We start from the raw sequence: 12,982 nt of genomic DNA, 5'->3' as shown, positions 1-12,982 counted from the left end.
GAAGTCAGGTGAAAGGAGACCGCACCGATTCGGAGCACGAAAAGTTGCGGCGAGCGACTGATTAAGACACTTTTCAAAAAAATTGTACACAATAAAAACGACATTTTTCGCTTCACCCCCGCCATCCGGGGGTTTATCACTAATCAACCAGCGAAGCGCCTGGTCATTGAACCTTCTATTCATTAGCTGACTGGTCAGGCAGGTTTCTTGCAGGCTTGAACCGTTAACAGCAAAAGATGACGGCCGGTGAAAAATGCGAAAATTCAGGCTTACAAAATGTAAATAAAGTTGTATACAATCAGCCCATCGCTGTGACGCCAGCCTGCCAGGCCGCCACACCAATCTGTCAACGTACAAGAAGGAAGACTGCAGTGAGCGCTGACTACCCACGCGACCTGATCGGTTACGGCAGTAACCCTCCTCACCCACACTGGCCGGGCAATGCCCGGATCGCGCTGTCCTTCGTGCTCAATTACGAAGAAGGCGGCGAGCGCAATATTCTGCACGGCGACAAGGAATCCGAAGCCTTCCTGTCCGAGATGGTCGCCGCTCAGCCGCTGCAAGGCGCGCGCAACATGAGCATGGAATCGCTTTACGAGTATGGCAGCCGTGCTGGCGTCTGGCGCATTCTGAAACTGTTCAAGGAATTCGACATTCCGCTGACCATCTTCGCCGTGGCCATGGCCGCCCAGCGTCACCCGGACGTGATCCGTGCGATGGTTGAAGCCGGCCACGAGATCTGCAGCCACGGTTACCGCTGGATCGACTACCAGTACATGGACGAAGCGCAGGAGCGCGAGCACATGCTCGAAGCGATCCGCATCCTCACCGAACTCACCGGTGAACGTCCGCTGGGCTGGTACACCGGTCGCACCGGGCCGAACACCCGTCGCCTGGTCATGGAAGAAGGCGGTTTCCTTTACGATTGCGACACCTACGACGACGACCTGCCCTACTGGGAACCGAAAAACCCGACCGGCAAGCCGCATCTGGTGATCCCGTACACCCTCGACACCAACGACATGCGCTTCACGCAAGTGCAGGGTTTCAACAAGGGTGACGATTTCTTCGAATACCTCAAAGACGCCTTCGATGTGCTGTACGCCGAAGGGGCCGAGGCGCCGAAAATGCTCTCGATCGGTCTGCATTGCCGTCTGATCGGCCGCCCCGGTCGCCTCGCTTCGCTCAAGCGCTTTATCGAATACGCCAAAAGTCATGAACAGGTGTGGTTCAGCCGTCGCGTCGACATCGCGCGTCACTGGCAGCAAACCCACCCGTACCAAGGGACTGCAAAATGAGCCGCTTTCAAACCCTGCAACCGTCGACCCTGAGCCGCGACGCTTTCGTCAACGCTTTCGCCGACATCTATGAACACTCGCCATGGGTGGCCGAAAAGGCCTACGACCTCGGTGCGGATGCTTCGATCGACGAGATCGAAACCCTGCACCAGCGCATGAGCGATATCCTGTTGAGCGCCGATCATGCCAGCCAGATGGCCCTGATCAACGCTCACCCGGACCTGGCCGGCAAAGCCGCCGTCCAGGGCCAACTGACCGAAGCCAGCACCAATGAACAGGCTGGCGCCGGTATTCACCAATGCACGGCCGAAGAGTTCCAGCGCTTCACCGAGCTGAACGACGCCTACAAGGCCAAGTTCAAGTTTCCCTTCATCATGGCGGTAAAAGGCAGCAACCGGCATCAGATCCTCGCGGCGTTCGAAACGCGCATCAACAATTCGGTGGAAGCCGAGTTCAAATGCGCGCTGGCGGAGATCAACAAGATTGCCCTGTTCCGTTTACTGACTCTTTAGCAAGCTTGGCCCGAGCGTGAATGAACGCGTAACGCCCAGGGCCCTGCAAGCATCCCCAGCCACTAATTCAAAGGCAGACAAGAAGAATGAAAGCTTACGCCGTACCTTTCGAAAAATACGTCAACCTGGCCGACGCCCGTCTGGGCACCAAGATCATTTCGGTCACCGATGACTGGTTCGCAGACGCCAATCGTCTGTTTCAGCCGACCCCGGCCGTATGGAAGGAGGGCGTGTTCGATGACAACGGCAAGTGGATGGACGGCTGGGAGTCGCGCCGCAAGCGCTTCGAAGGTTACGACAGCGCGGTGATCCGTCTGGGCGTACCGGGCTCGATCAAAGGCGTGGACATCGACACTTCATTCTTCACCGGCAACTACCCGCCATCGGCCTCGCTGGAAGCCTGCTTCCTGGCCTCGGGCGAGCCGGATGAGAACACCCAGTGGACTGAAGTGCTGTCGGCCGTCGAGCTGCAGGGCAACAGCCACCACTACCACGAAATCAGCAACGACCAGGCCTTCAGCCACTTGCGTTTCAACATCTACCCGGACGGCGGCGTCGCGCGTCTGCGTGTGTACGGCATTCCGTTCCGCGACTGGTCGGCAGTGGGTGACAACGAGCAAGTCGATCTGGCCGCAGCCCTGAACGGTGGCCGCGCCCTCGCCTGCTCCGACGAACACTTCGGCCGCATGAGCAACATCCTCAACCCGGGCCGTGGCATCAACATGGGCGATGGCTGGGAAACCGCGCGTCGTCGCACCCCGGGCAATGACTGGGTGATCGTCGCCCTGGGTCATCCGGGCGAGATCGAGAAGATCGTCGTCGATACCCTGCACTTCAAAGGCAACTACCCGGACACCTGCTCGATCCAGGGCGCGTTCGTCAAGGGTGGCACCGACAGCCAGATCGAAACCCAGTCGCTGTTCTGGCGCGAACTGCTGCCAAGCCAGAAGCTGGAAATGCACGCCGAGCACACCTTCGTCGAGCAGATCAAAGCGCTGGGCCCGATCACCCACATCCGCCTGAACGTGTTCCCGGATGGTGGCGTGAGTCGCTTGCGTGTATTGGGCAAGGTCGCGAAATAACACCGCACCCTGTGGCGAGGGAGCTTGCTCCCGCCGGGCTGCGAAGCGGCCCCAGGAAAGGCGGGAGCGCTACGCACTCCAGCGGGAGCAAGCTCCCTCGCCACAAAGGCTGAACCGAACAACACAGAATTTTGGATAAGAAGAACAGCATGCGCACATTGACGATTGAACCGCTGACCAAAGAAGCCTTCGCCCCTTTCGGTGACGTGATCGAAACCGACGGCAGCGATCACTTCATGATCAACAACGGTTCGACCATGCGCTTCCACAAACTGGCGACGGTCGAAACCGCGACGCCTGAGGACAACGCAATCATCAGCATTTTCCGCGCGGATGCGCAGGACATGCCGCTGACCGTTTGCATGCTGGAACGCCATCCGCTGGGCAGCCAGGCTTTCATTCCGCTGCTCGGCAACCCCTTTCTGATCGTGGTCGCGCCAGTTGGCGATGCACCTGTATCAGGCTTGGTCCGCGCCTTCGTCACCAACGGCAGGCAGGGCATCAATTACCATCGCGGCGTCTGGCACCACCCGGTGCTGACGATCGAAAAGCGGGATGACTTCCTGGTGGTTGATCGCAGTGGCACAGGCAATAACTGCGATGAGCATTTTTTCAAAGAGGATGAGCGTCTGATCCTCGCCCCCCACCAATAAGAGAAGGTCTGATCACTCGACAACAAGAGTGACAGGCGAGAGGTAAAGACTGTGGAAGCACATCTGTTGGAATGGCTGAACCTGAGCGTGCGCTGGGTTCACATGATCACTGGCGTGGCCTGGATCGGCGCGTCGTTCTACTTCGTCTGGCTGGAGAACAACCTCAACCGCGTCAACCCGAAAACCGGCCTGGCCGGTGATCTGTGGGCGATCCACGGCGGCGGCATCTACCACCTGGAAAAATACAAACTGGCCCCACCGTCCATGCCGGACAACCTGCACTGGTTCAAGTGGGAAGCCTACTTCACCTGGATGTCGGGGATCGCGCTGCTCTGCGTGGTGTTCTACTCCAACCCGGTGCTCTACCTCGTGGCACCCGGCAGCGGCCTCAGCGGTCCTGAAGGCGTGGCCATCGGTATCGGCTCGCTGATCGTCGGCTGGTTCGTCTACGACTTCCTCTGCGATTCGGCCCTGGGCAAGAAGCCCGCCCTGCTCGGCTTCATCCTGTTCGTCCTGATCATTGCCGCGGCCTATGGCTTCAGCAAAGTGTTCAGCGGTCGGGGTGCGTACCTGCACGTCGGCGCGATCATCGGCACCATCATGGTCGGTAACGTGTTCCGCATCATCATGCCGGCACAACGGGCACTGGTCGCGGCGATCGCCGAGAACCGCACGCCGGATCCGGCCCTGCCGGCCAAGGGTCTGCTGCGTTCGCGGCACAACAACTACTTCACCCTGCCGGTGCTGTTCATCATGATCAGCAACCACTTCCCGAGCACTTACGGCAGCCAGTACAACTGGTTGATCCTGGCCGGGATCGCGGTGTTGGCGGTGTTGGTGCGTCACTACTTCAACACCCGTCACGACAGCCACAAGTTTGCCTGGACCCTGCCGGTCGCAGCGGTGGGCATGATCAGCCTGGCCTACGTCACCGGCCCGACGCCGATGTCGAACGCACCTGAAGTGGCCAAGGCACCGGCGAAAATCGAATACCAACCGCTGCCGGAAACGGCACTGGGCGGTGGCGCAAAACCGGCTGAAGCGGCGACACCTGCGGCACCGGCAGCCCCTGCAACAGCGCCAGCGCAAGCCTCGAATGCCGGCCCCGGTTTCGACAAAGTGCACAACGTGATTCAAGAGCGTTGCACGGTGTGCCATTCGTCCAAACCGACCAGCCCGTTGTTCAGCGCAGCCCCGGCCGGTGTGATGTTCGACACCCCCGAGCAGATCCGCCAGAACGCCGCGCGCATTCAGGCGCAAGCCATCACCACGCAGATCATGCCACTGGGCAACATCACCCAGATGACCCAGCAGGAACGTGACCTGATCGGTGCCTGGATTGCCCAGGGAGCGCAGACCAACTAAGCCACACAAAAGCCTGTGTAAAAGCAGGCTTTTGTGGCGAGGGAGCTTGCTCCCGCTGGACTGCGCAGCAGGCCCTGCTCTTCTGAAGAGAGGGGCCGCTTCGCGCCCCAGCGGGAGCAAGCTCCCTCGCCACAAGACCTGATGCAAAGAAACAGCTGCAAGCAACCCGGCAGCTGTTAATCACAAGAATAAAAAAGATCCGAGGTGTTGCATGTCCGAGCTGTCCAAAGCGCGCATCCCCGACGCACCCGCCATTCAGCGTTTGCCCCTTTTGCAACTGATCCTGGTCGGTCTGCAACATGTTCTGCTGATGTACGGCGGTGCCATCGCGGTGCCGCTGATCATCGGACAGGCCGCTGGCCTGAGTCGTGAAGAAATCGCCTTCCTGATCAACGCCGATCTGCTGGTCGCCGGGATTGCCACAATCGTGCAGTCGCTCGGCATCGGCCCGATGGGCATTCGCATGCCGGTGATGATGGGCGCCAGTTTCGCCGCGGTCGGCAGCATGGTCGCCATGGCCGGCATGCCCGGTATCGGTCTGCAAGGCATCTTCGGTGCGACGATCGCCGCCGGTTTCTTCGGCATGCTGATCGCACCGTTCATGTCCAAGGTCGTGCGTTTCTTCCCGCCGCTCGTCACCGGCACGGTCATCACCTCGATCGGTTTATCGCTGTTCCCCGTGGCCGTGAACTGGGCCGGTGGCGGTGTCGACGCCGCCCAATTCGGTTCGCCGATTTATCTGGCCATCGCTGCGCTGGTGTTGGCCACCATCCTTTTGGTCCACCGCTTCATGCGCGGATTCTGGGTGAACATTTCCGTGCTGATCGGCATGTGCCTGGGCTACGTATTGTGCGGCGTGATCGGCATGGTCGACCTCAGTGGCATGGCCAGCGCACCGTGGATTCAGTTTGTCACCCCGCTGCATTTCGGCATGCCGAAGTTCGAGCTCGCGCCGATTCTGTCGATGTGTCTGGTGGTGGTGATCATCTTCGTCGAGTCCACCGGGATGTTCCTTGCGCTGGGCAAGATCACCGGCCAGGAAGTCTGCCCGCGCATGCTCCGTCGCGGCTTGCTGTGCGATGCCGGCGCGTCGTTCTTCGCCGGTTTCTTCAACACCTTCACCCACTCCTCGTTCGCGCAGAACATCGGCTTGGTGCAGATGACCGGCGTGCGCTGCCGTTCGGTGACGATCGTCGCCGGCGGTCTGCTGATCGTCCTCAGCCTGCTGCCGAAAGCGGCATTTCTGGTGGCATCGATTCCACCGGCGGTGTTGGGCGGCGCGGCGATTGCGATGTTCGGCATGGTCGCGGCCACTGGCATCAAGATCTTGCAAGAAGCCGACATCGGTGACCGGCGCAATCAGTTGCTGGTCGCGGTGAGCATCGGCATGGGCCTGATCCCGGTGGTGCGTCCGGAATTCTTCGCTCATCTGCCGATGTGGATGAGCCCGATCACCCACAGCGGCATCGCCATGGCCACCCTCAGCGCGCTGACCCTGAACCTGCTGTTCAACATCCTCGGCGGCAAGGAGCGTGCGGCGATCAACGATTGCCATGCTCATTGACAGCCTCACCAATTCCCCCTGTAGGAGTGAGCCTGCTCGCGATTGCGTCTTTTCAGTCAACTGATTTGTTGAATGTAATCCCGCTATCGCGAGCAGGCTCACTCCTACAAAGGGATCGCAACTCTGTGCCTTGAAAATAAAAACAAGAGGGAGCAACAGATGATCCGCACGCAAGGCAACGTTCTGTTGAGTGGCGGCCTGCTGGCCGCGAGTCAGGCCATGGCCGGCGATCTGCTGCTGTGGCAGAGCAATAGCCTCAGCTACCTGTACGGCAAGAATTTCGCGATCAACCCGTCGTATCAGCAGACGGTGACCTTCGAACACGCCGACAAGTGGAAGTACGGCGACAACTTTCTGTTCGTCGACAAGATCTTCTACAACGGGAAGGAAGATGCGAACAAAGGCCCGCACACCTTCTACGGCGAGTTCACCCCGCGCCTGTCCTTCGGCAAGATCCTCGACCGCAAGCTCGAGTTCGGCCCGATCAAGGACGTGCTGCTGGCGATGACCTACGAGTACGGCGAAGGCGAAAGCGAGGCCTACCTGATCGGCCCCGGCTTCGACCTGAAAGTGCCCGGTTTCAACTACTTCACGCTGAACATTTTCCGCCGCCACACCGAAGGCCCGCGCCCCGGCGATGGCGTTTGGCAGATCACCCCCGCGTGGTCGTGGAGCTTCCCGCTCGGCAATTCCGATGTGCTGATCGACGGCTACCTCGACTGGGTCGTCGACAACGACGAGAACTCGCGCGGCACTTACCACGCCAACCTGCACATCAATCCGCAGATCAAATACGACCTCGGCAAAGCCCTGGGCTGGAGCCAGAAGCAGGTGTACGTCGGCACCGAATACAGCTACTGGAAGAACAAATACGGCATCGAAAACAGCCACTCGTTCGATACCAACCAGAACACCGCCAGCCTGCTGCTGAAGGTGCACTTCTGAGATGGCCCGCAACCGTGCGCCATGCCTGTTGTCGGTGCTCTGTTGCGGGGCACTTGAGCGCTGGCCGAGGAGTCAGTATTCTCCGCGGCCTTCCGCATTCGCTGTAAAAAAAAGCCCGGATTCAATTTCTGACCGAAAAGCCAACTTATCCCGGCCACGGTCAGTCCTGAGGCCTCCCGAAAACACGCTCGTCGACTGTTTTTCAGCAGCCGAACGGGCGTTTTTTGGTTTTTCGAAAGCCTTGGCGCAGCTTTTGCTACCAGCATCCAAAGCTGACCGATCGGATGAAATTTGCGGTACGAAAAAAGGCGCCACATCAGAGCGCCGAACTTAAAAAAATAACGTGGAACACCTATTTTTGGGAGCAACCGAATGAAACGCATGTGCACCAGCCTGATGCTGGCCGGATCGATGTTCGCTGGCGGCCAGGCGATGGCCGAAGGCCTGCTGCAGTGGCAGAACAACAGCCTGACCTACCTGTATGGCAAGGACTTCCAGGTCAACCCGCGCATTCAGCAGACCGTGACTTTCGAACACGCCGATGCGTGGACGTACGGGGATAATTTCTTCTTCTTCGACAAGATCTTCTATAACGGTGGCAAAGACTTCAGCAACGGTCCGAATACCTATTACGGTGAGTTCAGCCCACGCATCTCGCTGGGCAAGGTGCTCGACCAGAAGATCGAGTTCGGCCCGGTCAAGGACGTCCTGGTCGCCATGACCTACGAATTCGGTGAAGGCGATACCGAGGCCTACCTGATCGGTCCAGGCTTCGACCTGGCGATCCCGGGCTTCGATTACTTCCAGCTGAACTTCTACCAGCGTCACACCCAGGGCGCCCGCGCCGGTGACAATGTCTGGCAGATCACCCCCGTCTGGTCCTACACCATTCCGGTGGGCAAATCGAACATCCTCATCGACGGTTTCATGGACTGGGTGGTCGACAACGACTCCAACTCCAAAGGCGACTACCATGCCAACCTGCACTTCAACCCGCAGGTCAAATACGACCTGGGCAAGGCGCTGAATTTCGGCGAGAAGCAGTTGTATGTCGGTGTCGAATACGACTACTGGTCGGACAAGTACGGGATCAAGGACAGCCAGTACTTCAAGACCGATCAGAGCACCACGAGCTTCCTGGTGAAGTTCCACTTCTGACCCTAAAAGCTTCGCGAGCAGGCTCGCTCCCACATTCGACCGAGTTCCAATGTGGGAGCGAGCCTGCTTGCGAAGGCCTTACCGCAGATTTCAGGCGGGAGCTACTGCTTCGGATATCCGCAGAAACCGGCACAGCTCCTCGCGCTTGGCCAACGCATCCCGCCGCCCCAACTCGATCAACTCGCTGCAATACCCCGCCTCGAACAGCAGATAACTCAACACCCCTGCCCCACTCGTCTTGGTCGCTCCCGGCCCACGCAGAAACAAACGCAACGCCGCTGGCAATTCCTGGCGATGGCGTGCCGCGATCTCATCGATCGGCTGACTCGGCGCAATCACCAGCACCTCCACCGGCGCCACACCCAGCGCGCGGGTTGGCGTGCCGGCCGGGAGCAAATGACTGAATTGGTTGAGCCGTTGCAGCAATTCGATGTCGCTCTCCAGACTGTCGATGAACGTGCTGTTGAGCATGTGCCCGCCGATCTGCGCCAGCGTCGGTTGCTGGCCGCTGTAGGCGCGCTCCAGCGGCTGCTGCGGATCGAGGCCGCGCGGGTTGCCGCTGACGCCCACCACCAGCACGCGACTGGCGCCCAGGTGCAACGCCGGACTGATCGGCGCCGACTGACGCACCGCGCCGTCACCAAAATATTCCTCACCGATTTTCACCGGCGCGAACAACAGCGGGATCGCCGAACTGGCCAACAAGTGATCGACCGACAGTTGGGTCGGCATGCCAATGCGTCGATGCCGCAGCCAGGCGTCGATGGTGCCGCCACCCTGATAGAACGTCACCGCTTGTCCCGACTCGTAGCCGAACGCAGTCACCGCTACCGCATGCAGTTGCTTGCGCGCGATGGATTCGGCGATGCCGGGCAGGTGCAGTTTTTCCTCGAGCAGTTCGCGCAGTGGCGAACTGTTGAGCAGCGCCACCGGCATTTGTCGACCGAGGCCGAGCAGGCTGTGGCTGACGAAACGGCTGGCTTGATGGATGACTCCGGGCCAGTCGCTGCGCAATACGCGATGGCTGCGAAAGCCTTGCCAGAACTGGGTCAGGCGTTCGATGGCGGCGCGAAAATCCGTGGCGCCACTGGCCAGGCTGACCGCATTGATCGCCCCGGCCGAGGTGCCGACGATCACCGGAAACGGATTGTCCGCGCCGGCCGGAAGCAGCTCGGCAATCGCCGCCAGCACCCCGACCTGATAAGCCGCCCGGGCCCCGCCGCCGGAAAGAATCAAACCTGTGACCGGTTCAGCAGGACTCATCGCAACACTCCGGGATGCTTTTCAGGACGGGTGAATCAACGGCGCTTGGGATAAAGCTTCGGCTCGCCCGGCGGGCGGCTCTTGAAGCGCCGATGCGCCCACAGATACTGCTCGGGGCAGGCACGCATGGCGCTCTCGACCCACTGATTGATCCTGATGCAATCGGCCTCTTCGCTCTCGCCGGGAAAATCCTCCAGTGGCGGATGGATCACCAGCCGATAACCACTGCCATCGGCCAGCCGTTCCTGGGTGAACGGCACCACCAGCGCCTTGCCCAGGCGGGCAAATTTGGTCGTTGCGGTGACCGTGGCAGCCTGAATGCCGAACAGCGGCACGAAGATGCTCTGCTTGGCGCCGTAGTCCTGATCCGGTGCGTACCAGATCGCCCGGCCCGAGCGCAGCAGCTTGAGCATCCCGCGCACGTCGTCGCGCTCCACGGCCAGCGAATCCAGATTGTGTCGCTCGCGGCCACGGCGCTGAACGAAGTCGAACAATGGATTTTTGTGCTCGCGGTACATGCCATCGATGGTGTGCTGCTGGCCGAGCAGCGCCGCGCCGATTTCCAGGGTGGTGAAATGCGCGGCCATGAGGATGACGCCCTTGCCTTCGCGCTGGGCCTTCTGCAGATGTTCAAGGCCTTCGACATGCGCCAGTTTCGCCAGTCGCTCCCGCGACCACCACCAGCTCATCGCCATTTCGAAGAAGGCGATGCCGGTGGAGGCGAAGTTTTCCTTGAGCAGGCGTTTGCGCTCGGCGGCGGATTTCTCCGGGAAGCACAATTCCAGATTGCGCCGGGCGATGGTCCGCCGGTCACTGGCGACGCGATACATCAACGCACCCAAAACTCGACCGATGGTCAGCAGCGCCGGATACGGCAACTGCACGATCAGCCACAAAAGCCCCAGGCCGCACCAGAGCGGCCAGAAGCGCGGAGCAAGATATGCTTTTCGAAAACGCGGGCGATCCATTAAAGCTTCCGTAAATACAGTGGCCGCGCATTCTACATCGTTCGACCCGGCTTGCGGCTCGCGGGCGTTCTCGTTATAAGTCTCGGCACTTTTAGTGACAAGCCGTTGTATGCCGACATGAGCCAAACCGACCCGTTAGACCAAGATCCCGTATTCCAGCTCAAGGGCAGCATGCTGGCCATCACTGTGCTGGAACTGGCCCGTAACGACCTCGAAAGCCTCGATCGGCAATTGGCCGCCAAAGTCGCCCAGGCGCCGAATTTCTTCAGCAATGCACCGCTGGTTCTGGCGCTGGACAAACTGCCGCCGAACCAGGGCGCAGTCGACCTGCCGGGGCTGATGCGTGTCTGCCGCCAGCATGGCCTGCGCACCCTGGCGATCCGTGCCAGCCGCATCGAAGACATCGCCGCCGCCATCGCCATCGACATTCCCGTGCTGCCACCCTCCGGCGCCCGCGAGCGCCCATTGGAGACGCCGGAAGTCGAGGTCAAAAAGAAGCCGGAAAAACCGCCTGAGCCGACCGTCAAACCGACCCGCGTGATCACTACGCCAGTACGTGGTGGCCAACAGATATACGCCCAGGGTGGCGATCTGGTCGTGGTCTCCTCGGTCAGTCCGGGGGCGGAACTTCTCGCCGATGGCAACATCCATGTATACGGCCCGATGCGCGGCCGTGCACTGGCCGGCGTCAAAGGTGACACCAAGGCACGGATTTTCTGTCAGCAATTGAGCGCTGAACTGATCTCCATCGCCGGTCATTACAAGGTCTCCGAGGATCTGCGTCGCGATCCGATGTGGGGCTCGGGCGTCCAGGTCAGCCTGTCGGGCGACGTGTTGAACATCATTCGGCTTTAACGGATACTGCCGCATTTTCCAAGCATCTCTAAAACGTAGCGAAAACGGCTCAAACGAAGTAGGAAAAAGGCCCAAAGCCAAATTCCAGCCAAGGCTGTCCGACTGCAGTAGTTTTCAAGAGATGTTTTTCAGGGGCTGAACAGTCCTTCTTCCTTAGGGGTGAAACACCTTGGCCAAGATTCTCGTGGTTACATCCGGCAAGGGTGGTGTGGGTAAGACCACCACCAGCGCCGCTATCGGTACCGGTCTCGCTCTGCGCGGCCACAAAACAGTGATCGTCGACTTCGACGTGGGCTTGCGTAACCTCGACCTGATCATGGGTTGCGAGCGCCGCGTGGTGTATGACTTCGTCAACGTCGTGAACGGCGAAGCCAACCTGCAACAGGCTCTGATCAAAGACAAGCGCCTGGAAAACCTCTACGTACTGGCGGCCAGCCAGACCCGCGACAAAGACGCGCTGACCGTCGAAGGCGTGGAAAAAGTCCTGATGGAGCTCAAGGAACAATTCGAGTTCGTCGTCTGCGACTCCCCGGCGGGCATCGAGAAAGGTGCGCACCTGGCCATGTACTTCGCCGATGAAGCGATCGTCGTGACCAACCCGGAAGTCTCCTCGGTTCGTGACTCGGACCGCATGCTCGGCCTGCTGGCGAGCAAATCGCGTCGCGCCGAACGTGGCGAAGACCCGATCAAGGAACACCTGCTGATCACCCGCTACCACCCGGAGCGCGTTGAAAAGGGCGAGATGCTCGGCGTTGAAGACGTCAAGGAAATCCTCTCGGTAACCCTGCTCGGCGTCATCCCCGAATCCCAGGCGGTGCTCAAGGCTTCCAACCAGGGCGTGCCGGTGATTCTCGACGACCAGAGCGATGCCGGTCAGGCTTACAGCGATACCGTCGACCGCCTGCTGGGCAAAGAAAAAGCCCACCGATTCCTCGATGTCGAGAAGAAGGGATTCTTCGAGCGCCTGTTTGGAGGTAGGTAATGAACCTTTTTGACTTCTTTCGTGCCAACAAAAAGCCAAGTACCGCCTCGGTAGCGAAAGAGCGTCTACAGATCATCGTGGCGCATGAGCGCGGCCAGCGCAGCACGCCGGATTACCTGCCAGCCTTGCAAAAGGAACTGGTCGACGTGATCCGCAAGTACGTCAACATCGGCAACGACGACGTACACGTTGCACTGGAAAGCCAGGGCAGTTGCTCGATTCTGGAACTCAACATCACCCTGCCCGATCGCTGAGTCGATCCGGCAGGAACGACGGCGGTTCAGGGCCATCCCCATACGGGAATGGCCCTGAACCGCCGTTGGCATTTGTTACGAGG

The 12,982-nt window shown here is 59.9% G+C and carries 13 protein-coding genes; 11 read left to right on the top strand and 2 right to left on the bottom strand.

What is annotated here, in order from left to right:
• Positions 1-371 precede the first annotated feature (371 nt).
• The 8 genes from puuE to QRN33_RS02080 all read left to right on the top strand — a co-directional run bounded on the left by puuE (position 372) and on the right by QRN33_RS02080 (position 8,577).
• The gene (gene puuE / locus QRN33_RS02115; RefSeq protein WP_285406572.1) at positions 372-1,298 is read left to right on the top strand and encodes an allantoinase PuuE; all 927 of its coding nucleotides are present in this window, start codon (positions 372-374) and stop codon (positions 1,296-1,298) included.
• Entirely contained in the window at positions 1,295-1,810 is a 516-nt protein-coding gene (gene uraD, locus QRN33_RS02110; protein ID WP_285406571.1) for a 2-oxo-4-hydroxy-4-carboxy-5-ureidoimidazoline decarboxylase, read from the top strand. The genes puuE and uraD overlap by 4 nt, the downstream gene beginning before the upstream one ends.
• An 86-nt stretch (positions 1,811-1,896) precedes the next feature.
• The gene (alc, locus tag QRN33_RS02105) at positions 1,897-2,892 is read left to right on the top strand and encodes an allantoicase (RefSeq protein ID WP_042608506.1); all 996 of its coding nucleotides are present in this window, start codon (positions 1,897-1,899) and stop codon (positions 2,890-2,892) included.
• A gap of 149 nt (positions 2,893-3,041) precedes the next feature.
• Positions 3,042-3,545 (top strand): ureidoglycolate lyase, encoded by a 504-nt coding sequence (locus QRN33_RS02100; RefSeq protein WP_039763801.1) that lies wholly within the window; start codon positions 3,042-3,044, stop codon positions 3,543-3,545.
• A gap of 51 nt (positions 3,546-3,596) precedes the next feature.
• Positions 3,597-4,910, top strand: a complete 1,314-nt coding sequence (locus QRN33_RS02095; RefSeq protein WP_065615155.1) for a urate hydroxylase PuuD — start codon at positions 3,597-3,599, stop codon at positions 4,908-4,910.
• Between the two features lie 211 nt (positions 4,911-5,121).
• The gene (locus QRN33_RS02090; protein ID WP_042608508.1) at positions 5,122-6,474 is read left to right on the top strand and encodes a nucleobase:cation symporter-2 family protein; all 1,353 of its coding nucleotides are present in this window, start codon (positions 5,122-5,124) and stop codon (positions 6,472-6,474) included.
• Between the two features lie 159 nt (positions 6,475-6,633).
• The gene (locus tag QRN33_RS02085; protein WP_285406561.1) at positions 6,634-7,419 is read left to right on the top strand and encodes an outer membrane protein OmpK; all 786 of its coding nucleotides are present in this window, start codon (positions 6,634-6,636) and stop codon (positions 7,417-7,419) included.
• A 372-nt stretch (positions 7,420-7,791) separates the two neighbouring features.
• On the top strand, positions 7,792-8,577 hold the full coding sequence (locus QRN33_RS02080) for an outer membrane protein OmpK (protein ID WP_042608510.1): 786 nt from the start codon (positions 7,792-7,794) through the stop codon (positions 8,575-8,577).
• Positions 8,578-8,667: 90 nt separating this feature from the next.
• Here QRN33_RS02080 and QRN33_RS02075 read toward each other — a convergent pair whose 3' ends face one another.
• Both QRN33_RS02075 and QRN33_RS02070 read right to left on the bottom strand, forming a co-directional pair.
• Complete coding sequence (locus tag QRN33_RS02075) at positions 8,668-9,840, bottom strand: patatin-like phospholipase family protein (protein WP_065615154.1); 1,173 nt, start codon at positions 9,838-9,840, stop codon at positions 8,668-8,670.
• Between the two features lie 35 nt (positions 9,841-9,875).
• Positions 9,876-10,808, bottom strand: a complete 933-nt coding sequence (locus QRN33_RS02070; RefSeq protein WP_042608512.1) for a lipid A biosynthesis lauroyl acyltransferase — start codon at positions 10,806-10,808, stop codon at positions 9,876-9,878.
• A 117-nt stretch (positions 10,809-10,925) separates the two neighbouring features.
• Between QRN33_RS02070 and minC the strand changes: the two genes are divergently transcribed.
• From minC to minE, 3 genes are all read left to right on the top strand, one after another.
• The gene (minC, locus tag QRN33_RS02065) at positions 10,926-11,663 is read left to right on the top strand and encodes a septum site-determining protein MinC (RefSeq protein WP_038861964.1); all 738 of its coding nucleotides are present in this window, start codon (positions 10,926-10,928) and stop codon (positions 11,661-11,663) included.
• A gap of 169 nt (positions 11,664-11,832) precedes the next feature.
• Positions 11,833-12,645, top strand: a complete 813-nt coding sequence (gene minD, locus QRN33_RS02060; RefSeq protein WP_007913953.1) for a septum site-determining protein MinD — start codon at positions 11,833-11,835, stop codon at positions 12,643-12,645.
• Positions 12,645-12,899 carry a cell division topological specificity factor MinE gene (gene minE, locus QRN33_RS02055; protein WP_003223146.1) on the top strand — a complete coding sequence of 85 codons (255 nt, stop codon included), beginning with the start codon at positions 12,645-12,647 and terminating at the stop codon, positions 12,897-12,899. The genes minD and minE overlap by 1 nt, the downstream gene beginning before the upstream one ends.
• Positions 12,900-12,982 lie beyond the last annotated feature (83 nt).

The sequence above is a fragment of the Pseudomonas sp. FR229a genome, from assembly GCF_030209115.1.
Classification (GTDB): domain Bacteria; phylum Pseudomonadota; class Gammaproteobacteria; order Pseudomonadales; family Pseudomonadaceae; genus Aquipseudomonas; species Aquipseudomonas moraviensis_A.
Note: the sequence above shows the minus strand (reverse complement) of the source record. Positions and strands in the feature narration are given on the sequence as shown.